Origin of the sequence: Hymenobacter sp. CRA2 (genome assembly GCF_002007105.1) — a bacterium.
GTDB lineage: Bacteria > Bacteroidota > Bacteroidia > Cytophagales > Hymenobacteraceae > Solirubrum.
Genome location: NZ_MVBC01000022.1, coordinates 34,606 through 56,843 on the forward strand (window position 1 = coordinate 34,606; position 22,238 = coordinate 56,843).

The 22,238-nt window shown below is 62.8% G+C and carries 18 protein-coding genes; 5 read left to right on the forward strand and 13 right to left on the reverse strand.

Annotated elements, in window-relative coordinates:
• Positions 1-302: 302 nt before the first annotated feature.
• The 3 genes from B0919_RS23185 to B0919_RS23195 form a co-directional block, all read right to left on the reverse strand.
• Positions 303-1,172, reverse strand: a complete 870-nt coding sequence (locus tag B0919_RS23185; RefSeq protein ID WP_078014694.1) for a dienelactone hydrolase family protein — start codon at positions 1,170-1,172, stop codon at positions 303-305.
• A gap of 68 nt (positions 1,173-1,240) precedes the next feature.
• The gene (locus tag B0919_RS23190) at positions 1,241-2,593 is read right to left on the reverse strand and encodes an ABC1 kinase family protein (RefSeq protein WP_078014695.1); all 1,353 of its coding nucleotides are present in this window, start codon (positions 2,591-2,593) and stop codon (positions 1,241-1,243) included.
• Complete coding sequence (locus B0919_RS23195) at positions 2,593-3,231, reverse strand: TetR/AcrR family transcriptional regulator (RefSeq protein ID WP_078014696.1); 639 nt, start codon at positions 3,229-3,231, stop codon at positions 2,593-2,595. The genes B0919_RS23190 and B0919_RS23195 overlap by 1 nt, the downstream gene beginning before the upstream one ends.
• Positions 3,232-3,398: 167 nt before the next feature.
• Here B0919_RS23195 and B0919_RS23200 point away from each other — a divergent pair, with 167 nt between their 5' ends.
• On the forward strand, positions 3,399-4,568 hold the full coding sequence (locus B0919_RS23200; protein ID WP_176133190.1) for an OmpA family protein: 1,170 nt from the start codon (positions 3,399-3,401) through the stop codon (positions 4,566-4,568).
• Between the two features lie 65 nt (positions 4,569-4,633).
• Here the strand turns inward: B0919_RS23200 and B0919_RS23205 are convergent, their stop codons facing one another.
• Together B0919_RS23205 and B0919_RS23210 are read right to left on the reverse strand one after the other, a co-directional pair.
• A complete protein-coding gene (locus B0919_RS23205; protein WP_078014698.1) occupies positions 4,634-5,959 on the reverse strand; it encodes a cryptochrome/photolyase family protein in 1,326 nt (441 codons plus the stop codon).
• A gap of 85 nt (positions 5,960-6,044) precedes the next feature.
• Positions 6,045-6,758, reverse strand: a complete 714-nt coding sequence (locus tag B0919_RS23210) for an SDR family NAD(P)-dependent oxidoreductase (RefSeq protein WP_078014699.1) — start codon at positions 6,756-6,758, stop codon at positions 6,045-6,047.
• 351 nt (positions 6,759-7,109) lie between these two features.
• On the opposite strand from B0919_RS23210, the gene B0919_RS23215 reads away from it, so the two are divergent.
• From B0919_RS23215 to B0919_RS23225, 3 genes are all read left to right on the forward strand, one after another.
• A complete protein-coding gene (locus B0919_RS23215; protein WP_078014700.1) occupies positions 7,110-10,559 on the forward strand; it encodes a pyruvate carboxylase in 3,450 nt (1,149 codons plus the stop codon).
• Positions 10,560-10,705: 146 nt separating this feature from the next.
• Positions 10,706-11,452, forward strand: a complete 747-nt coding sequence (locus tag B0919_RS23220) for a hypothetical protein (RefSeq protein ID WP_139362341.1) — start codon at positions 10,706-10,708, stop codon at positions 11,450-11,452.
• An 86-nt stretch (positions 11,453-11,538) separates the two neighbouring features.
• Complete coding sequence (locus B0919_RS23225; RefSeq protein WP_139362342.1) at positions 11,539-12,267, forward strand: hypothetical protein; 729 nt, start codon at positions 11,539-11,541, stop codon at positions 12,265-12,267.
• Positions 12,268-12,353: 86 nt separating this feature from the next.
• On the opposite strand, the gene B0919_RS23230 is transcribed toward B0919_RS23225, so the two are convergent.
• The gene (locus tag B0919_RS23230; RefSeq protein ID WP_139362343.1) at positions 12,354-12,701 is read right to left on the reverse strand and encodes a hypothetical protein; all 348 of its coding nucleotides are present in this window, start codon (positions 12,699-12,701) and stop codon (positions 12,354-12,356) included.
• Positions 12,702-12,808: 107 nt separating this feature from the next.
• A complete protein-coding gene (locus B0919_RS23235) occupies positions 12,809-13,627 on the reverse strand; it encodes a transporter (protein ID WP_078014704.1) in 819 nt (272 codons plus the stop codon).
• Between the two features lie 182 nt (positions 13,628-13,809).
• Here B0919_RS23235 and B0919_RS23240 point away from each other — a divergent pair, with 182 nt between their 5' ends.
• Complete coding sequence (locus tag B0919_RS23240) at positions 13,810-14,727, forward strand: DUF3078 domain-containing protein (RefSeq protein ID WP_078014705.1); 918 nt, start codon at positions 13,810-13,812, stop codon at positions 14,725-14,727.
• 41 nt (positions 14,728-14,768) lie between these two features.
• Here B0919_RS23240 and B0919_RS23245 read toward each other — a convergent pair whose 3' ends face one another.
• The 6 genes from B0919_RS23245 to B0919_RS23265 form a co-directional block, all read right to left on the reverse strand.
• Complete coding sequence (locus B0919_RS23245) at positions 14,769-14,981, reverse strand: hypothetical protein (protein ID WP_078014706.1); 213 nt, start codon at positions 14,979-14,981, stop codon at positions 14,769-14,771.
• A gap of 158 nt (positions 14,982-15,139) precedes the next feature.
• Complete coding sequence (locus tag B0919_RS23250) at positions 15,140-15,982, reverse strand: hypothetical protein (protein WP_078014707.1); 843 nt, start codon at positions 15,980-15,982, stop codon at positions 15,140-15,142.
• A 375-nt stretch (positions 15,983-16,357) separates the two neighbouring features.
• Entirely contained in the window at positions 16,358-19,519 is a 3,162-nt protein-coding gene (locus tag B0919_RS23255; RefSeq protein WP_078014708.1) for an efflux RND transporter permease subunit, read from the reverse strand.
• Positions 19,512-19,703 (reverse strand): hypothetical protein, encoded by a 192-nt coding sequence (locus tag B0919_RS24930; protein ID WP_139362344.1) that lies wholly within the window; start codon positions 19,701-19,703, stop codon positions 19,512-19,514. The genes B0919_RS23255 and B0919_RS24930 overlap by 8 nt, the downstream gene beginning before the upstream one ends.
• Positions 19,696-20,799, reverse strand: a complete 1,104-nt coding sequence (locus B0919_RS23260; RefSeq protein ID WP_078014709.1) for an efflux RND transporter periplasmic adaptor subunit — start codon at positions 20,797-20,799, stop codon at positions 19,696-19,698. Before B0919_RS23260 ends, B0919_RS24930 begins: the two co-directional genes overlap by 8 nt.
• Before the next feature lie 67 nt (positions 20,800-20,866).
• Positions 20,867-22,171, reverse strand: coding sequence for a TolC family protein (locus tag B0919_RS23265; RefSeq protein WP_078014710.1), 1,305 nt, complete (start codon positions 22,169-22,171; stop codon positions 20,867-20,869).
• Positions 22,172-22,238: the final 67 nt, after the last annotated feature.

The window sequence follows — 22,238 nt, forward strand, 5'->3', positions numbered from 1 at the left end:
GCAGTAAACCAACAAAATGGATCTGATATTGGCAGCGGACGAATGTAAGGACTGCCAGACTATCACAATAGCATCTTGCTATATTAATCTAGTTGAGGGCTGAGGATCAGCCAGAATCGGAGCGCTGAACAAGCTTACCCAGTTTGTTTCTCAGCAGGTGCTCAAGCGCTCCGCTGCGGCGGTGGCAACGCGGTGTAGGCCCGCCACAGCAAACCGGCAGGACAAACGGCCGCTATAAGCCACAAAGCCGGTGCAACCCGTAGGCAGCACCGGCTTTGTGCGGTAGTAGTGAGGCTGGTAAGCTAAGCTTTCAGCTTGAACTTCTTCAGTAGGTAATTCAGCGCAATGGTATTGGCCTGGGTGGCGGCTTTGGCGTCGTATTTGGGGTTGCTCGGGTTGGCGAAGGCGTGCACGGCGTCGAAGCTGTGCACGGTCAGCTGCTTGCCGGCCTGCTTCATGTCGGCCTGAAACTGCTTCACCACGGCCGGGCTGATGCCCTGGTCCTGGGTCGCAAACAGGCCCAGCACGTCAGTGTTGAGCGTTTTGAGCTTGGCCACGTCCTTTTCGGGCATGCCGTAATATACCACGCAGCCCACGGCCTGCTTGCCGGCCAGCATGGCCGCCTGCAAGGACCAGCCGCCGCCGAAGCACCAGCCCAGCGTGGCAATCTGAGCCTTGGGCCCGGCGTGCTGAATGGCCCCGCGCAGGATGTTTTTGGCGCGGCCGTTATCCACGGCCTGCACCAGCCGGCTGGCTTCCTGCGCGTCGTTGGCCAGCTTGCCGTCGTAGAGGTCCACGGCCAATACCGTCACGCCGGGCAGGTTGGCGGCCAGGCGGTCCGTTTCGCGCTTGATGTAATCGTTCAGGCCCCACCACTCGTGAATCACCAGCAGGTATTTGCCGTTGGGCTTGACCGGGTGCACCTCGTAGCCGTCGCCGGTGCTGCTGTCGGGCGTAGCGAAGGTGATGTTTTGGCCCGCGGCCTGCGGAGCGTAGTCCAGCGGCAGCGGCGAATCGTGCCCGCTCATAAAGGCCGGGTCGGCGGCCAGGCTGGCAAAGGCTACCAGGGCGTCGGCGGCCGGCTTGGCGCAGCAGGAAGGCGCCGCCGCTTTCTGAGCGAAGGATGCCGTAGTCAGCAGCAAAGCCAGCAGGGAAAGGCAGAGGTGTTTCATGGAATAAGAAATGGTCGTGGAGTGGGGCCTACAGCGAAACCGCCCGCGATATGTTGCGGCCTGGTGAGCTACGATGGCACGGCGGCCCCGGTGCGCACGGTGGCGCCCAGCTCCGTCAGTAGCGCGTACAGTCCTACGTAGGTGCGGTTCAGGTAGATGAAGTGCTCCGAGCCGCGCGGCTCCCGTTGCTGGCGCAGCTCGGGCTGCTGCATCAGATTGTCGCCGAGGGCGTAGAGCGCCTGCATAAAGGCTGGGTCGCCGAAGTCGAATGCGGGCTGGCGAAACGGCCGGCCCACCAGCGTAAGCGAATCGTGCAGGGTGCGCAGGTACAGCTCGCGCAGGCTGGGCGGGTCCTGCGGACGCAGCACGCCGGCTTCTTCGAGCAGGGCCGCCAAGCGGGCTTCGTCGGCCAGGGTTTCGGGCGCCAGCAGGGCCGTGAACAGGCGGTGCACATCGGCCGGGATTTCCTTCACGCAGCCAAAGTCGAGCACGCCCACCGTGCCGCCGTGCTCGGCGCGCAGCAGGAAGTTGCCGGGGTGCGGATCGGCGTGCACCTGCCGCAAGGTGTGCAGCTGGTGCATGTAGAAGTCCCAGAGGGCCTGCCCAAGCTGGTTGCGCACAGCCTGCGGCGGCGCGGTGGCCAGAAATTCCTTCAGGTGCTGACCCGGCAACCAGTCCATCGTCAGGATGCGCGCCGCCGACAATTCCGGGTAGTAGCGCGCAAACTCCAAGTGCGGCAGGTGCCGGCTCTGGGCCGCAATGGCCTCGCCGCGCCGCAGCTCCAGGGCGTAGTCGGTTTCTTCCAGCAGGCGCGTTTCCACTTCTTGCAGGTACGGGCGCACGGTGGCTTCGTCGAGGCCGAGCACGCGCAGGGCCACGGGCTTCACCAGCCGGATGTCGGAGCGGATGCTGTCGGCCACGCCGGGGTACTGCACCTTCACGGCCAAGGCACGTCCTGCTTGGCGGGCAAAGTGCACCTGCCCAATGCTGGCCGCTTGCCGGGCCTGCGGCTCGAACTCATCGAACAGTTCGTACGGCGACTTGCCGAAGGCGTCGCGGAAAGCCTTGCTGACCAGCGGGCCCGACAGCGGCGGCGTCTGGTACTGAGCCTGGGCAAACTGCTCGGCGTAGGCGGCCGGCAGGATGTTCTTTTCCATGGCCAGCATCTGCGCCACTTTCAGCACCGAACCCTTCATCTGGCTCAGGGCGCCGTAGAGTTCGGCCGCGTTGGCCGCGTGCAGGTCTTCGGTGCTCACGTCGGCGCCGGCGGCGCGCTTGGCGTAGTGCTTTACGTAGTTGGCGCCCACTTTCAGCCCGGTTTTGGCGAAGCGGGCAGCCCGGGCCACTTTGGTGGTCGGCAGCGAGGAAAGCGGCTGCCCGGCCGATTGATCGGCGGGCACTTGGTCCAGCGGCTCCTGCATCAGCGGCGGCTCGATTGGAAGAGAAACCGGGCCAGGTCCAAAGCCGAGTCGAAGGTGTTGCGCCCGACAAGGTCGAAGCTGAGCGTAACGGCCTTTTCCACGGCCGCATCGGTGCGCTCGAAGTTCAGGGACTCGTCCTTGGCGAAAAAGCCGAGCACAAACAGCGCCTGCTGCCAGAAGGCACGCGGGTACTGCTCCTGCACCACTGGGCGGCTGGCCACTTCGTCGGTCTGGCGGCCGGTGCGCAGCAAGTCCGCTACGAACGTTTCAAAGTCCTGCCGGAAGTCATCGAGCACGCGCGGGGTAAGGCCCGGCATGCGCGACATGGACCGCCGCAAGGATTGCAGGGCGTAGCTGCGGTTCTGCTTCAGGATTTCGAGCAGGGTGAAGTAAAAGGCCAGCAGCTTTTCGCGGGCGCCGTAGTCGGCCCACACCGGTTCCCGGGCCGCCTGTTCCCGGGCTTGCCGGCCGAAATCAGCCCAGATTTCGCGGTCGATGGCCTCGAAATTGGGGTAGTAGCGGTAAAACTCGGCTTCGGGCAGCTCCAGCTTCTCGGTGAGCTTAAACACCGACGTCGGCGGAGTGCCCTTACGCAGCACGTACGCGAGGTATGCTTGTTTAATGCGGTCCTTCTCCATAGCGTTATCCTAACCACTTTACCCACCAATAGGTTGCCGCCTTATGGTTGAGTTAAATAAGGAAGACTATATCTTTAAAGCTGGATGTCTGACGCATAAATATATTGTAACATATTCAATAAATGGTTGTGTTATTTTTATTAACGTTGTTGAAAATCCACGCCGCTATGTTTCGATATATTCCTTCCGCTGCTACTGCTCTGCTCTGGTGTTGCCCCTTGGCCGCGCAGGTCGTTGTCGCTCAGACGACAACCGTCGGGCTGAATGGCAGTGTCCGGGCCGGCGATAAAACGCCGATAACCCAGGCTGCCGTTACGGTGGTGCACCAGCCATCCGGCCTGCGCCGGGCCGTGCTGACGGATGCCCGGGGCGAGTTTGCCTTCGCCGAGCTGATGGCAGGCGGACCATATATTATTCAGGTCAGCCAGCCGGGGTACAAGCCTCAGTTGGCAGAAAACGTGTTTTTGTCGCCCGAAAAGCCGAGCAACTTGGCTTTCACGCTGCTGAAACCCGGGGCGCCTGCACCCGGCCGTGCCAGCGGGCAGGGAGCTACAAAAGCGGCAACAGCTGCAAAACCGGGCACTACGGCCTACATTGAGCAGGTGCCCCGCACCAGCACCCGGCCCGTACCGGCGGGTGCCACGGCCAGCATCGCGCCGGCAAGTGCTCCGGCCGCTGCGCGGCCCGCTATGCCCGCGCCAGCCAGCACCACGGCAGCCGATGAGCCGCCCCGCACGTACCGCTACACCGCGCCGCGCCCCAACTACCGGGCTGCTGCCGTAGCCAAAGCCGCGCCGAAGGGCGTAGCGCCGGCCGTCAGCGGCCACTACGACGCCAAATCCGGCAACTACATCTACGAAACCGGCGCGCCCGCCACACTGAAGCTGGCCGGCGGCGGTAAGCTCGAGGGCGTGGGCATCAGCTCCACCGAGAGCCTGCTCCACCGCTTCATCACCGACGCGCAGGCCCAGGTGGACACAGTGGACCTGACCAAAGGCTGGATCAACTTCGACCGGGTGTTTTTCGAGCCGGGCAAGGCTTCCCTGACCAAAGAATCTATGCAGCAGCTGCGCAACATCGCGGCCCTGCTGCACGCTTACCCGAACACGCGCATCAAAATCGGGGGCTATACCGACAGCACCGGCACTTACAAAGTAAACCGGCAGCTCAGCGAGGCCCGCGCCCGCAGCGCCTGGGCCGCCCTGGTCGACCTAGGCATCGGGGCCAGCCGCATGGATGCCCGCGGCTACGGCCCACGCTACGCCATTGCGCCCAATACCACCGAGGAAGGCCGGGCCATGAACCGCCGCCTCAGCATCAAGGTGCTGCAGAAATAGGGCCGCTGATTAAGTGCGCGTTAGGCGTTTTAGGACCTCATGCTGGCATGAACGGGTAGGGCTACCTAGGCCGGTAGTGCGTGGTAAGCCGCTTTGAAGGCGGCCAGCGCCCGCTCGCGGGCAAACTTGTGCTCTACCATTGGGGGCGGATAAGCGGCCGTGCCCAGCTCGGGCAGCCAGCGGCGTACGTACTCGCCCGTGGGGTCGAACTGCTTCAGCTGAGAGTCGGGACTGAACACCCGAAACCACGGCGCGGCCACCACACCGGTGCCGGCTACCCATTGCCAGTTACCCACGTTCAGGGCCAGGTCGTAGTCGAGCAGCCGCTCGGCGAAGTACCGCTCGCCCCAACGCCAATCGATGAGTAGGTGCTTGACCAGGAAGCTGGCCGCGGCAATACGGGCGCGGTTGGGCAGGTAGCCCGTCTGGTTCAGTTCCCGCATGCCCGCGTCGATGAGCGGATAACCGGTGCGCCCCTCGCACCAGCACCGAAACTCGGTTTCGTCGTTGCGGAAAGCCACGCCGCGCAGCCGGGGCTCGAAGCTTTCCTCGGGCAGCTGCGGGTAGCGCCAGAACAGCATCATGAAATAGTCGCGCCAGATCAGCTCGGCCAGCAGCTTGGGGTTGAGCGTCTGGGCCTGCTGCATCAGCTCGCGCACGCTCAGGGTGCCGAAGCGCAGGTGCACCGAGCGCCGCGTACTGCTATCTACGGCCAGCCCCAACTGGTCGCGGGTGGTGTGGTAGCCGCGTACCAGCTGCTCGGCGGGCAGCTCACTGGCCGGCACGTACTGCTCGCACCGCTTGAAGCCCATCTGCGCCAGCGTCGGGCGTGCCGGGGCCGCCGGCCACTGCCCCAGGTGCGGCGCCCGAAACAGCTCAGCGGAAGGGTAGGGGCGCAGGTGCTCCGGCCGCAGGGCGGCCAGCCACGCGTCGCGGTAAGGGCCGAATGCCCGGTGCGCCGTGCCGGATTTGGTCAGCACTTCGGTCTTGGCGAAAATGACTTGGTCCTTCAGCGCATGAAACGCCACGCCGCGGGCCTGGCAGAGCTGGGCCACGGCCTCGTCGCGGCGGGTGGCGCAGGGTTCGTAGTCCTCGTTGGTGAAGACGGCCGCCACGTCGAGCTGCGCCAGCAACTGCGCGAATACCTCCGCCGGGCGGCCATAATACGCCAAGAAAGTACCGCCAGCCGCGGCCGTCTCGCGGGCCAGCCCTTCCACTTGGTCATGGATAAAGGTTAGACGCGCGTCGTGCGGACGCGGCAGGTGGTCGAGGATATCGGTGTCGTAGATAAACAGCGGCAGCACGGGCAGGCCACTTTGCAGCGCGGCGGCAAGGCCGGCGTTGTCGTGCCGGCGCAGGTCGCGCCGGTGCCAGAACAGGGCTACGGGCATAGGATATGAGGGTAGGAGTAGGTGAGGATAGGGATTATCGTTCATTGGACAACTCCTAAACTCTTACCCTCTCCAACTCTTAAACTTATTTAAGGGTAGAGTACCCGCCATCGACGCGGATTATCTGGCCGGTGATGAAACCAGCAGCGTCGGACAGCAAAAACGCGGCGGTTTCGGCCAGGTCCTGCGGCTGGCCCACGCGCTGCAGCGGGTGACGCTTGGCCCCAGCTTCCTGCTTTTCGGGCGTGTTCAGCAAGGCAGTGGCCAGCGGGGTATCGGTGAGGGAGGGCGCCAGGGCATTGACGCGGATGCCGCTGCCCGCGTACTCGGCGGCCAACGAGCGGGTGAGGCCTTCCAGGGCGGCTTTGGCTGCCGCAATGCTAGCGTGAAAGGGCATACCGTTGTAGGCGGCTACGGTGCTGAACAGCACCACCGAAGCGCCGCCGGCTTTTTTGAGGCGCTTCATCACGGCCTGCAGCACCTGCACGGCGCCCACCACGTTCAGCTCAAAGTCCTGCCGAAACTGCTCGGCACCCAGCCGCTCAAACGGCCGCAGCAGAATGGAGCCCGGGCAGTACACCACGCCGTGCAGCACCTCCGGCAGGGCCTCCAGCGTAGCGGCGCTGAACTGCGTCACGTCCAGTTCAAGGTGCTGAGCTCCAAGGGCGGCCAGCTCCGGGGAACGGCGGCGCGAAGCCGTAATCAGGGTGGCGCCGGCCGCGTGCAGCCGCTGCGCCGTGGCCAGGCCGATGCCGGACGAGGCGCCGACGACAAGAATGGTTTTGCCGGAAAAGTCCATGGGGTATGGTTGGTTGCGGAACCACCTGACAACCTCACCCGTGGCAGAAGGTTTGGAGGCTGCTGGCTGGCAATGGTCAAGTATTCAGCAGTAAGCTTAGTCATGCGCTGCAAGGAGGCTGTGAGCCAGAAGGCAGCGGTAAAAAGCGGCTGGTTTGTCGGCATGCCTACTAAATTATGTATGGAAAATAGACCGTAAGTAATCGGCTTTTAGTCAATGTTATCTTACCAGAGTGTCATAAATAAACTCCGCAAACGAAGCCGCTAGCCCGGTCTCAGACCCCAGCAAAAGCACTGGCTTTTACGTAGCTTCGGCGCAACCCCTCCCCTCAATTCCCCAATCCCACAACCCATGAACATCCGCAAGCTACTCGTCGCTAACCGCGGTGAAATTGCGATTCGCGTGCTGCGTGCCGCCACTGAGCTCGGCATTCAGACGGTCGCCATTTACACCTACGAGGACCGTTACTCGCTGCACCGCTACAAGGCCGACGAGGCCTACCAGGTCGGGCGCGACGAGGACCCGCTCAAGCCCTACCTCGACATTGAGGAAATTCTGCGCGTGGCCAAGGCAAACGGCGTGGATGCCATTCACCCCGGCTACGGTTTCCTCTCCGAAAACGCCACCTTCGCCCGGCGCTGCCAGGAGGAAGGCATCACCTTCGTGGGGCCCCGCCCGCAGGTGATGGAGGCCCTCGGCGACAAGGTGCGTGCCAAGGAAGTGGCGGTGAGCTGCCAGGTGCCCATCATCGAGAGCAGCCAGCAGGATTTGACCTCGTTTGAGGTGGCGCGTGAGGAAGCCCACCGCATCGGCTACCCGGTGATGCTGAAGGCGGCGGCCGGCGGCGGCGGGCGTGGTATGCGCGTCATCCGCGACGACGAGCAGCTGGAAAAAGGCTTTTTCGAGGCTCGCAACGAGGCCAAGAAGGCCTTCGGCGACGACACGGTGTTCCTGGAAAGATTTGTGGAGCGCCCCAAGCACATCGAGGTGCAGCTGGTGGCCGACAACCACGGCAACATCATGCACCTCTACGAGCGGGACTGCTCGGTGCAGCGGCGCTACCAGAAGGTGGTGGAAGTGGCGCCCTCGCTGAACCTGCCCGACCACATGCGCCACTTGCTCTATGAGTACTCGCTGCGCCTGGGCCGGGCGGTGGGCTACAACAACGTGGGCACCGTGGAATTCTTGGTGAACCCCGAACTAGACCGCATCTACTTCATCGAGGTGAATCCGCGCATTCAGGTAGAGCACACGGTGACCGAGATGATTACCGGCATCGACCTCATCAAAACCCAGCTGCACATTGCCGACGGCCGCCACCTTTCGGACCCGGAAATCGGGCTGGGCGGCGACGTGAAGCCGCTGAAAATCGGTTACGCCATTCAGTGCCGCATCACTACCGAAGACCCCGAAAACGACTTCAAGCCTGACTACGGCACCATCGTGGCCTACCGCTCAGCCGGCGGCTTCGGCATCCGGCTGGATCAGGGCTCGGTGTACCAGGGCGTGAAGATTTCGCCCTTCTTCGACTCGCTGCTGGTAAAAGTGTCGGCCCACGCGCCCACGCTGGAAGGCGCGGCCCAGAAGATGCAGCGGACGCTCGACGAGTTCCGGGTGCGCGGCGTGCGCACCAACATTCAGTTCCTGCAGAACATCATCGCGCACCCTGTATTCGTGGGCGGGCAGGCCAACGTGGATTTCATCAAGGACCACCAGGAGCTGTTTAAGTTCAAGCTGCGCCTGGACCGCGGCACCCGCCTGCTGGAGTTCCTGGGCGACCTGATTGTGAACGGCAACACCGACGTGAAGGGCCACGTCGACCCGAAGCGGGAGCTGCCCAAGCCCACGCTGCCGCACTTCGACCCGAGCGGCCCAGTGCCCGCCGGCACCAAGCAGAAGCTCACCGAGCTGGGCCCCGAGGGTTTTGCCGAGTGGCTGCGCCAGGACCCGCTTATCCACTACACCGACACGACTTTCCGCGACGCGCACCAGAGCCTGCTGGCCACCCGCATGCGCTCCTTCGACATGCTGAAGGTGGCCGACCGCTACGCCCGCTGCCACCCGCAAACCTTCTCGATGGAGGTGTGGGGCGGGGCTACCTTCGACGTGGCCCTGCGCTTTCTGCACGAAGACCCCTGGGACCGGCTGGCCAAGCTGCGCGAGGCCGTGCCCAACGTGCTGCTGCAGATGCTCATCCGCGGGGCCAACGGCGTGGGCTACAAGGCCTACCCCGACAACCTCACGGAGCGCTTCGTGCAGCAAGCCTGGGAAACCGGCGTCGACGTGTTCCGCATCTTCGACTCGCTGAACTGGATGAAGGGCATGGAGTCCTGCATCGGCTTCGTGCGCAACAAGACGCAGGGCCTGGCCGAAGCCGCCATCTGCTACACCGGCGACATTCTGGACCCCAAGCGCAACCAGAAGTACTCGCTCGACTACTACCTGCGCCTGGCCAAGCAGATCGAGGACGCCGGGGCCCACATCCTGTGCATCAAGGACATGGCCGGCCTGCTCAAGCCCTACGCGGCCACCGAGCTGATAACGGCTCTGCGCGAGACGGTGAAGCTGCCCATTCACCTGCACACCCACGATACGTCGTCCTTGCAAGCCGCCACGTACCTGAAGGCTGTGGAAGCCGGCGTCGACGTGATTGACGTGGCACTAGGCTCCTTGTCGGGCCTGACTTCGCAACCCAACTTCAACTCGGTGGTGGAGATGCTGCGCGGCACCGAGCGCCACCGCGAGTTCGACCAGCACAGCCTGAACGAATTCTCGAACTACTTCGAGACGGTGCGCGACTATTACTACCCCTTCGAGTCGGGCCTGAAGGCGGGCACTTCCGAAGTGTTTCAGCACGAAATTCCCGGTGGGCAGTACTCCAATCTGCGCCCGCAGGCCGCCGCGCTGGGCTTGCTCGACAAGTTTGAGCTGATCAAGCAGACCTTCGCCGACGTAAACGAGCTGTTCGGCGACATCGTGAAGGTCACGCCCTCGTCGAAGGTGGTGGGCGACATGGCCCTGTTCCTGGTGTCGAACAACCTGACCACCGAGGACGTGCTCACGAAAGGGGAGGGCATCAGCTTTCCCGAGTCGGTGCGCGAGCTGTTCCGCGGCGACATCGGGCAGCCGGAGGGCGGCTGGCCGCAGCAGTTGCAGCGCATCATCCTCAAGGACGAGCAGCCCTTCACCGACCGCCCCAACGAGCACCTCAAGCCCATTGACTTCGAGCGGGAGTGGCCGAAGTTCCAGGAGAAATTCGGGCCCGGTGCGCGCTTCACCGATCTGCTGTCCTGGCTGCTCTACCCCAAGGTGTTCGAGCAGTACTGGAGCCACTTGCAGCAGTACGGCGACGTGTCGGTGGTGCCCACGCGCGTGTTCTTCTACGGGCTGCGGCCCGGCGAAGAAACCATCATCGACATTGCCCGCGGCAAGAGCATCATCGTGCGCCTGCAATCGGTGGGGCAGGTCAACGACGACGGCATGCGTACCATCTTCTTCACCCTGAACGGGCAGACGCGCAACCTGGAAATCCGCGACCGGTCGGTGGAGGTGAAGACGGTATCCAACCCCAAAGCCGACAAAAACAACGCCCAGCAGATCGGGGCGCCGCTGCAAGGGCTGCTGTCCAAGGTGCTGGTGAAAGATGGGCAGCAGGTGAAGCGCAACACCCCGCTGTTCATCATCGAGGCCATGAAGATGGAAACCACCATCACCGCTCCGGCCGACGCCCTGGTCAAGGCCGTGAACCTGACCGAGGGCACGCTGGTCAATGCCGACGACCTCGTTCTGACGCTGAACTAAGCCCATCCCACTGGTTACCGGCCCCGCGTTGCCCCGGTGCAGCGCGGGGCCGTTGCGTTAAGTGGCAGTGAGGTAGGAAGCTAGTCACACTGAGCCCGATTATTGCTGTACTTTAGGCCGGTTAGCACGCTGTTACGTCCCTGCTTATGCCTTACTCCAGCCGTTTTACCCAACTACTGGCCGCTGCCCTGTTGGCGTTGCCTTTAGCAGGCCGGGCCCAGCAAATGAGGCCCACGCCGGCCCCTGATGCCGCCGCCAACGCGAATAAGACCAACATCGTCCCGGGCGAATTTCAGGCGTATAACTCCTTTGACCATCGGTACGAGGGCATCGTAGGGACGCCCTACCTGATAAAGGGCTGGACGCCGACAACACTGCAACTAGTCGACAAGCGGCAGGTGGACAACGTGCCTGCGCGCTACGACGTGTACCGGCAGGTTCTGGTCATCCGGCCCGATAATAAGTCCGATTCCGTCTGGCTCGATGCCACCCGCCTAACCGGGTTTGTGCTGCCACCGCTGCTGTCCGGGCAGCCGGCACGGGTGTTCCAGCCGTTTGCCGATGCGCCGCAGCCTGATCAGCGCCGGGCCTTTGCGGAAGTGCTATACCAAGGAGCTGCCGGCTACACATTGCTGAAGCTGCCGCGCAAAATCCTGGTGAAGGCCAATTACCAGGGTGGCTACGCCGCCGACCGCCGCTACGACGAGCTGGTAGACCGTAATACCTACTTCCTGCGCCGGCCCGATGGAACGGTGGCAGAGGTTAAGCTGAACCGGAAATCATTGGCAGCTGCGGCTGGAAGTCTGCAGCCAGGCTTGAGCAGCAGCAAGGCCGACATCAAGACCGAGCAGGACGCCGTGCAGGCCCTGCAGGCAGCGGAAGTAACACGCTAAGTCAGAATAGCACGCAGAAGATCAGTGATTATCTGCGTCAGGATACCTACTTTACCTGCCTCTCCCAGTCTCAACTACCTACTCTCGTGCACTACCGACGCTTCGGCTTGCTGGCCCTCGCAATTACTGCTTCAAGCATATCAACCTTGTGCGCCCAGGGCTCGGCGGCTTTGGGGGGCAACAGCAGCAATACCAATATTGATGCGCTGACGCGTGGCGCACCGGCCATGGTGTATGACAACCGATTGGAAAAGATGCACGGCTCGCCGTACGCCTTTACCCGCTGGATTCCAGGCGAAATCACGCCTGCCAACCCTAACCTGCGGCCGCTCAAAGCACCGCTGAAGTACGACGTATTTCACCAGCAATTGCTTACGCAGGTAAACGGCCGCGATTCGGCGCTCATTGTGCCCTCCCTGGTGATGGGGTTCACCCTGAACGATGTGGTGCTGGGCACTGACCACCCGCGCCGCTTCGTGCGGTTTACGGACAGCCCAAACCCGGCCTACAAGCAACAATTTGTAGAAGTGCTCTACGAGCGCCCCAACGGGTACTCATTGTTCAAGCGCTACGACAAAGGGCTGCTAAAAGCCAATTATCAAGGCGCTTACAGCTCTGATAAGCCTTACGATGAGCTGGTTGATCAGCCCATGTATTTTCTGCGCCGCCCCGATGGCAGACTGGTGGAAGTGAAGCTCACACGCAAGGCCTTGGCAGCGGCCGCCCCGGCTTTGCAGGCTGGCTTGGCCAAGCGCGACATCAAAACCGAGCAGGACGCTGTGCTGGCCCTGCAAGCAGCGGATACCAGCAAATAACCCACTACTCGCCACAACAGCAACGCCGGCCATTCCTGCACTAGTCAGGAGTGGCCGGCGTTGGCTTTGGGGGCTGCCGTTGCCGATCAATAACTGCCCGGCATGGCGTCGGAGCGGAGCACCCGGTGACGGTCGGCTGCGGCGGGCACGGCTCCCCGGTTGCGCTCCAGCTCTAGTAAGCGGCTGCTTTGCGTATTGTAGCGCGTCACCAGCTGGTCGTAGGCTTGCAGCAGGCTGTTCAGTTGGGCCTTCAATTCGGACACTTCCGCTGCGGAGGCGTAGCGCGAATCCAGGTCCGGCTGCAGAGCCGGGCCGGGAGCGGGCATCGTCAGGGCTGGAGCTGTCGGTGACGGAGCAGATTGGGCATGAACAGCCGTACGGCCGAGCAGCAGCAACGCAAGCAGGAGCAGGAAACGAAGTAAGGTAAATGGCATATGGCTTGGATGGAGCGGGGTTGGAATGGGACAAAACTAGGTTGTCTGCATTCCGCCGTCAATCACACGAACATGTGACGGCTGCTCATCACCGGCCTCAGCTGCCTTTAATGCGGTAGCCGCACGCTCAGACCCGCCCCGAGTGTGGTGCCGCGCTGGCCCGTAAATGCGCGTCCGGCCGTGATATCCAGCCGCAAGCCCGGCAGCGGCCGCCAGTTCAGGCCCAGCGTGGTGCCGTGCGTATAGGATTGCCGGCCTGTGCCATAGGCTTCGGCGAAGAAGCCAAACTTATTAACCAGGGGACCATTCAGGGCCAGGGTGTACAGAAACTGCCCCTGCTTGGTGTCGGCGGCGCGGAAGCCGCTCTGGCTAAAGCCCAGGTTGCCCTCCAGCCCGTAGCGCTGGCCGATTTGCTGCGACACCAGGGCGCGGACGCCTGCCACGGGCTTGGCCAGCTGCATGGCCCGGTCGCCGGTTTTGGGCAGCGTCAGCTCGGTGAGAAATACCACCTGCGAGCGGGCATCCTGGTTGGTGGACGCCAGCCACTTCGCCCCCACGGTCAGCGGAGCCAAGCCGAAGGAGGCCGCCGGCCCGGCTTCGGGGTTCAGCGCCCGGGGGCCGCTGTGCAGGTAGCCCTGCGTAAGGCGCAGCTCCATGTGATTGAAGAAGCCGACGCGCAGCAGGCCGCTCGATAGCGTGTGGGCACTGCCAGCAGCAGGCAGCTGGCGCAGGGTTCCTAGTTCTACCTGGAACTGACCCGGCCGCAACATGCTGGTCGTCACGGTTTGCCCCGGGCGGTCCGGGCGGATATTGCGCACGAAGGGCGCTTCTTCGTTGTAAGTCGGATCGGTGGCGGGGGCCTGGGCCAAGGTGCGGCCGGCGACGCCCAAAGCCAGGGCGCCGGTCAGCAGAATGGTCGTACGCATATCCCAGCGACAAGCCCCGCCACATAGCCGTTCAATTATGGTGGATGGAAGAGGATAAAGTTGGGAATCAAGAGAACTAGCCGGATTTAAATTGTTCTTTTCAAAGAATATTGCACAAACTGTAACCTTCGCGAATAGCTTATTTTTCGAACCGCAAAACCCAGAAGCTCGACCTTTACGGCATGAAGCACTTATACATTGTCCTGTTGCTGCTAGCCGGTTTGAATTCGGCGCAGGCCCAGACCGCGTTGGACTCCGCCGCTACCGTTTCGCCCTGGAAAACCAAGTTCAAGGGGGCGCTCAACATCAGTCAGGCCCTGCTCTCCGACAACTGGAAGGGCGGGGGCGTGAGCTTTATCGGGCTGAATTCGCTGCTCAATGCCAAGGCCAGCTACCGGCTGGCGCGCACGAGCTGGGACAACGAAGCGGATCTGCTGTTTGCTTTTGCCAATAACCGGGGCCAGGGCTACCGCAAGAACCTCGACCGACTTTTCCTCGACACCAAGTACGGCTATAGCATCAGCTCCGACTGGAACATGTTTGCCTCGCTGAACCTGCTGAGCCAGTTTGCGCCCGGCTACGAGTACGACAAGGACGCCGCCGGCAACGACCGCACGCGCCTGGTATCGTCGTGGTTTGCGCCGGCCTTTCTGACGGCGGCCTACGGCTTCGAATACCACCCAAACACCTATTTCAAGGTGCGCCTGGCCCCTTTTGCGCCCCGTTTCACCTTCGTCGACCGGCCCGAGCGGTTCCTCAGTTCGGTGGGCGCGGAGCCCTACGGCGCGAAGCCACCGCGCGAGCTGCGCCGCGAGTGGCTGGCCGCGCAGGTACTCAGCGAGTTCGATAAGGATGTCATGCAGAACGTCAATCTGCAGGCGCGCTACCTGCTGTTTGCCAACTACAAAGAGCTGGCGTTTCGCAAGCTCGACCACCGGCTGGAAATGATTATTACCGCCAAAGTCAACCGCTACATCAACGTGGCCGTGACCGGCATTGGCCTCTATGACTACGACCAGGACCGGAAAATTCAGGCCAGCCAGGCGTTGTCACTGGGCTTTCTCTATACGTTCCAGAACTACCAGGACGGGAAGAACTAGCCGCCCGCGCACCGACCGGCGCGCGGGCGGCTAGCGGCTGCTTACTGCATCGAGTGCGTTTCGACCTGCGTGGCCAACCGGCGCAGGATAAACTCCGCGTCGGCCGGAATGCCCTGCCGCAGCTGCATGATGGCTGCGTCCTGCCAGTTGCGCAGCAGGATAGGGTCCTCGCGCCGGCCGTGCAGGCGGTCGGGGTGGGTGGTTAGCCACTGCTGCACAATGGCGCGGGCCTGTTGATCGGTCATGGTTTCCATGGGCGTAAGGCGTTGGGTTGCCGATGGACTTAATATACACCCGCGCCGCCCCGATGTGGTTACTTAGTGGCTTGATTTTTAGCGCGGAATCTGATTTGGGCAGGCAATAAAAAAGCCCGGCAGCTCGCCGGGCTTTTTGCTTGGAGACACCGCCGCGATTAGCGTTGGCGCCGGTTGTTGCGGTCATCGAAGTCGCTCCGGTTTCGGTCGTTGTTGCGGCGGTCATCGTCCTCGTCGCGGCGCATGGCGTTGTTGCGGTTGCCGGAGTCGTAGAGCGAGTTGCTGTAGTCGTCGCCGTAGCCGTAATCGGAGCGGTGGCCGTCGCGGTTGCTACCGTCGTAGCGGCCGCGCTGCTCGTTGCGGTCATTGCCCCGGTCATCGTCCTGGCGGTTGATGCGGTCGGTGTAGTTGTCGCGGTAGTCCTCGAAGTAGCGGTCGGTGCCGCGGTCGGCAAAGCCGCGCGAGTACTGGTCGCGGCCCCGCGAGGCTTCGTGGCCGCGCACGCGCGCGTCGTTCTGGTCGTAGTCGCGCGGGGTGATACCGCCGGGGCGCTGGTGGCTGTAGTGGATGTAGGAAGGCGCGTCGTCCTCCCGGGCCGGGTACTGGCGCCGGTCGCTTTCGTCGTAGTAGCTGCGGAACTGCGAATTATCGCGCCGGTAGTATTCGTAGCCGCCGCCCTGCGGGCCGGAGTTGAAGCCGCGCGACTGGTTGCCCTGATCCTGGTTGCGGCGGTTGTCGTCGTATTGCCCGCGCTGCTGGCCCTGGCCGCCGTTGCGGCTGCGCGGGTCGGCGGTGCCGGGGCCGTCGTGCTGGCCGTAGCCCGTGTGGCGGCCCGAGGATGCGTAGGTGGGGCGGCTGCCTTCGCTGCTGCGGCTGTTGCCGTAGTTGCGCTGCTCGTAGGTGTCGCCCTGGCGGCCGTCGCGGGCGTTATCGTGGTGGTCGTACTGGTTGCGGCCGCGGTCGTCGAAGTCGTCGGTCCGGAGCTTTTGGTGATGTGCCATGAGTGCGGAGTGGGTTTTGGTTGAGGCTTTCTTTTACCCCCGGCAGCAAGGTGGGGTTTCGTGTTAGTGGTTGATTGTCAGGTGTTATGGCTGAGCTTGGAATGTGGGCCAGTCAGCATTTAACCTCTGATAACCAGCCGGATTTCAGCTGGTAAAATGCCAGAAGGAAGCGTAGCTGCTCCTGATGCGGCACCAGCTATGCAGAAGGGGCTAAACGCAGAAATCCCCCGGTGAAGCACCGGAGGATTTACTCTCACCAAACCTTTAAAATGGTCGCTGATGACCCGGGCCAGCCGGGCAAAGCCCGCCCGCACCGGGCAGCCGTGAAAAAGCCTTAGGCCAGCAGCCCAAGGTTTTTCTCTCACTAACCGTGACTTAGGCCGTTGCCAGCGTGTGGTGGTCGGGCTCGGGCACTTCAGCAGCCGGGCCGTATTTGGAGTGCTCGGCGCGGTAGGCGCGCTCGAAAATCAGGGGGAAGATGAACAGCGTCAGGATGGTACCGGTGATGAGGCCGCCGATAACCACGATGGCCAGGGGCTTGGAGGTTTCGGAACCGATGCCGGTGCTGATGGCGGCGGGCATCAGGCCGATGGTGGCCATCAGGGCGGTCATCACCACCGGGCGCACCCGGCTGGTCACCCCGTCGAAAATGCTCCGGTCGAGGCTCATCTTCCGGACCATGTTCTGCTTGAACACCGAGATGAGAATCACCCCGTTCTGGATGCAGATGCCGAAGAGGGCAATGAACCCGATGCCGGCCGAGATGCTGAAGTTGGTGTGGGTGAGCAGCAGCGCCGCAATGCCGCCGATGATGGCGAAGGGCACGTTCAGCAGCACCAGCCCGGCGTCCTTGAGGTTGCCGAAGAGAATGAAGAGGATGAAGAAAATCAGTCCGAGCGAAACGGGTACTACCTGCGTGAGGCGCTGGGTAGCGCGGCGCTGGTTTTCAAAGTCACCGGTCCACTTCATGGTGTAGCCCTTGGGCAGCTTCACCACCTCGTTTACCTTCTTCTGGGCCTCTTCGATGGTGGAGCCCATGTCGCGGCCGCGGATGCTAAACTTCACGGCGGCAAAGCGTTTGTTGTCGTCGCGGTAGATGAGCGAGGGGCCGTTGACGGGGCCGATGGTGGCTATTTCCGAAATCGGAATGGTCTTGCCCAATTGCGTAGGCACCCGCAGCTGGCCGATTTCGGCCGGGGTTTCGCGGTACGCCTCGTCGTAGCGCACCCGGATGGGGAATTTCCGCTCGCCCTCGTAGAGCTGGGTGGCCTGCTTGCCGCCCACGGCCATTTCCAGCACGGCGTTGGCGTCGGCTTTGCTCACCCCGTACTGGGCCATGCGCTGCTCGTCCAGCTCCACGTGCAGCTCCGGCTGCCCGATGTTGCGCAGCGCGCCCAGGTCGTCGATGCCCTTGATGTTTTTGAGCACGGCGTACACCTCGCGGCCTTTTTCCTCCATCAGCTTCAGATCGGTGCCGTAGATTTTGACGGCAATGGAGCCCTTTACGCCCGAGGCAGCTTCCTCCACGTTGTCCATGATGGGCTGGGAGAAGTTGAAGTCGACGCCGGGGAAGCGGGCCAGCTGCTGCTTCATGTGCTCGATGAGTTGCTCGCGGTAGGCGGCCGATTTCATCTTGTTCTGTACCTCCTTGGTGTGCTTGATCTGCACCAGGAACTCGTTGTTGTAGAAGCCCGTCGGGTCGGTGCCGTCGTTGGGGCGGCCGGTCTGGCTCACCACGTCCGACACCTCGGGGAAGGCCAAAAACACCCGGCGCATCTCGTTGCAGAGCTTGTTGGATTCCTGCAGGCTGATGCTCAGCGGCAGCTGGGCCCGCACGTAAATGGAGCCCTCGTTCAGCTCGGGCAGGAATTCGGAGCCCAGGAACTTAAAGGCGCCCAGGCCGCCAGCTACCACGATGGTGGCCATGAGCAAGCTGATGCCCTTACGAGCGTAGGTGAAGCGGAAGAAGCCTTGGGCGCCGCGGTTGATGGCCCGCACGAAGAAGTTCTCCTTTTCTCGCACGTTCTTTTTCAGCAGGATGCTGGCCAGCACCGGTACCAGCGTCAGGGTGAAGATGAGGGCGCCGAGCAGGGCGAAACCGAGCGTCCAGGCCAGCGGCGAGAACATTTTGCCCTCTACTTTCTCGAATGAGAAGATGGGCAGCAGGGCGGTGATGATGATGGCCTTGGAGAAGAAAATGGCCTTGCCCATGTCGCGGCCCGTCTTCTTGATCAGGCCCAGTTTGGCCAGATTGTTAAACCGCTCCATGCCCTTCTCGTGCGCCTTGTGGTCGAGGGCTACGAAGAGCCCTTCCACCATAACTACTGCACCGTCGATGATGATGCCGAAGTCGATGGCGCCCATGCTCAGCAGGTTCGCGCTCATGCCCTTCAGGCGCAGGCAGATAAAGGCAAAGAGCAGGGCCAGCGGAATGATGACCGACACGATGACGGTGGTGCGCCAGTCGGCCATGAACAGGAACACGATGACCGTCACCAGCACGATGCCTTCCAGCAGGTTGTGAATCACCGTTTCGGTGGAGAAGTCGATGAGCTGCTGCCGGTCGTAGAAGGTCTTGAGCTGCACGCCCTTGGGCAGGATTTTCTCGTTCAGCTCCTGCACCTTGCTTTTCAGGGCGGCAATGACTTCCGACGGGTTTTCGCCCTTGCGCATCACCACGATGCCCTCCACCTTGTCGTCCTGCTGGCCGCGGCCCACCTGCCCCAGGCGGGGCAGGGCCGACTCGTGCACCTGCGCCACGTTCCGAATCAGAATCGGGGCGCCGTTCACATTCTTGATGACGGTGTTGTTGAGGTCGTTCAGGTTGTTGAGCAGCCCGATGCCGCGCACCACGAAGTTCTGCTGGCCCGCGTTGATGACGTCGCCGCCCACGTTGATGTTGGAGCGCTGCACGGCGTTGTACACGTCGAGCGGGGTGATGCCGAAGGTTTGCAGCTTGCTCGGGTCCACGCTGATTTCGTAGCTCTTCACCTCGCCGCCGAAGCTGTTCACGTCGGCCACGCCGGGTACAGCCTTGAGGTTGCGCTCAATCACCCAGTCCTGGATGGTTTTTAGCTCGCGCACCGTCTTGTCCTTGGCCTCGATGGTGTAGCGGAAAATCTCGCCGGTGGGGCCGTAGGGCGGCTGCACGTCGGGCTCGGCGCCTTCGGGCAGGTCGGCCGAGGGCAGCAGGTTGTTTACCTGCTGGCGGGCGAAGATGTCGTCCACGCCGTCGTCAAAAATCACCTTTACCACCGACAGCCCGAAGAGCGAGGTGGAGCGCACCGAGGTCTTCTTCTGCACCGGGTTCAGCGCAATTTCGATGGGCGCCGTCACGAACTTCTCCAGTTCCTCGGCCGAGCGGCCCGGCCACTGGGTGATGATGGTAATTTCCGTGTTCGTGACGTCCGGAAAGGCCTCGATGGGCGTGTTGCGGTAGCTGACCACGCCCGCCACGATGGCCACGATGGTCATCAGGAAAACGAACCCGCGGTTCTTGAGCGAAAAGGCGATGATGCCCTGGATGAACTTATTCATGGTTTTCCTGCCGAAGGGATAGAGGGGAGGAAGCTTCACAAGCTGGCGCCTCGGGCGCGGCGCCGGGCCCGGCCGGCAAGGGCGGGGCCGCGCACACGCGCAGGCCCCAGCCAGCCAGCGACCCGGTAGTCGCGGCTTCGCCGGAGCCGTGCAGGCCCCAGGCGTTCAGTTCCGGGCTAGTCATTCAGTTCGTCGTAGATGAGGAGCTGGTTTTTGGCGATAATCACGTCGCCGGGCTGCAGGCCGGTGACCACGTAGCTCACGTCGCCCACGGTTTTGGCCAGCTGCACTTCCTTGGTTTCCACGTGCGTGCGGTCGTGGTAAACCATCACGTAGTGGCGGTCCTTGTCGAAGATGACGGCCTTGGCGGGCACGGCCGGCATTTGCTGCGCCTCGGTGTTCAGCACGTTGATCTGGGCGTACATCTCGGGCTTGAGCAGGTAGCCCGGGTTGGGCAGCTTCACGCGCACCTTCATCACCTTGGAGTCGGGGTCGAGCACGTTGAACACCTTGTCGATGCGGCCCGTGAAGCGCTTGTCGGGGTAAGCCAGGGTGGTCACATCGGCCTGGTAGCCTTGCTTCACCTTGGCAATGTCCGATTCAAACACGTTAGCCATGATCCACACGTTGTCCAGGTCGGCAATGGTAAACAGGTTGCCCACGTTGTCGGCGTTGAACTGCATGTGGTCGGTGGCGTTTTTCTCGGTGATGAAGCCCGAGATGGGCGCCCGCAGCGTGTAGGTGCCGTCTTCCGATACGCCATACACGCTCAGCTGCTTGCGCGATTTGCCGGCCGTGCTCTGGGCTTTCTGCAGCTCCTTGCGGGCCAGCACCACGTCGCGCTCCGAGGCCAGCCCGGACTTAAACTGGTCTTCGGCCACCGCGAGGTTTTTGCGGGCAATGTCGAGGTCGGAGCCGGCGTTGGCGGCCTGGTTTTGCAGGTCGGCAATTTCGCCGCTCTTAATCACGGCCAGCACCTGCCCCTTGGTCACGTGGTCACCCAGCTCCACGTTCAGCTCTTCCACCACGCCGCCCACCAGCGGGTACACCTTCACGGTTTGGTCTTCGTTGGTGGCAATCTGGCCCGAAAGCGTCAGCTCGTTGCGCACCGGCTCGGCCCGCACCGTGTCGAGCTGGATTTCGCGCATCATGGTATCGGAGAGAGCAAAGCCTTTGGGCTGTTCGGCCTCGGTAGCTTCCGATTGGGTGCAACTGGCCAGCAGGGTAGTGGCGGCCGCCGGAATCAGCAGAGCGGTGAGGAAACGAGGAAAGCGTAGCATGGCAGTGTGGTGAGTGGAGCGGGCCGCGGGTTAGAGGCAGCGGGCTGCTTATGAGGTGGTTGGCGAATTAGTTGGCGGGCGTGAGCACCGCTTGGCCCACAGCGTAATTGAGCTGCTCGTAGGCGCGGATGCGGTTGTTGCTCCGCTCGTTGCGCTGCAGCAGGTTCTCCTTATAGCTCTCGTAGAAGTCGAGGAACTCCACGATGGTGATGTTGCGCTGGGCGTAGCTGCGCTCGATGCCGGCAATGAGCTTGTCGAAGTCGGCGGTGTTGCGGTCGGTGACGGCGGACAGCTGCTCGGCCTGCTGAGCCAGCACGTAGGCCTGGTGCACGTCTTGCCGCACTTGCAGCTGCTGCTGTTGCAACTGCAGCCGGCTGCCTTCCATCTGGGCCTGCGCCGCGCGGATGTTGCCCTGGTTGCGGTTGAAGAGGGGCACGGCCACGCCTACCGTCACGGCGTTGTAGTTCTGGATATAGTTGCCGGCGCGGTCGTACACGTAGCCCAGGGCCAGGTCCGGGGCGGCCAGCGCGTGCTGCAGGCGCAGGTTGGCCTGCTGCTGGCCGAGCTGGGCCTGGCGGGCGCGCACATCGGCGCGGTAGGCCTGGGCCGAATCGGCCAGCACATTTTCGGCGGGGGCCTGGGCCAGCGAAAGGCTCCGGATGGCCGCCACCGACACCTGCGGCACGTAGGCGCTGCCCTGCTCATCGCGCAGCAGCACGTGCAGGTCGGTCTGGTCCTGGGCCATGTCGCGCAGCAGGGTTTGCCGCTCGGTTTCCAGGTCGAAGAGGAAGGCTTTCAGCCGCACCACGTCTTTCAGGGCGATGTTGCCCTTCTGGTACTGGCCCTCGTAGAGGCCGATGGTGCGGCGGAATTCGGCAATCTGCCGGTCGTATACCCGCAGGCTCTGCTGCTTGAAGTACAGGTCGTAGTAGGTGGTGCGCAGCTGGTAGCGCAGCGTGCGCAGCAGGTCCTGCAGGGTGAACTGCTCGGCCAAAGCGGCTTGCTGAGCAGCATTGGCTGCGGCCTTGCGCCGGCCCGCAATGGCAAACAGCTGCTGCACCTGCACGATGGAGTTGCCGGTCTTCGTGACGTCGAAGTACTTGCGCGTGCCCGGGTTGTAGACGTTCTGCTCCAGGCTGATGGTGGGGTTGTCCCACAAGCGGGCCTGCAGAATCTGCGCCTCGGCGGCCGACACGCTGTAACGCTGGGCTAGCAGGGCAAAGTTGTGGTCGACAAACTGCTTCTCGGCCTGCGCTAGGTCGAGCTGTACGGTATCGGCGGGGGCCGGAGCTACTTCCGCGGCGCGGGCAGTGGCCGCCGTCAGCAGCAGGCCCGCGGCCAGGGAAAGAAGGCGAAGAGGAGCGCGTTGCATGTGTCCGTTGTGGTTGGCAATGCAAGTGTACTCCGGGGGTATTAGGAGGGAATTAGAGGTGCATTAG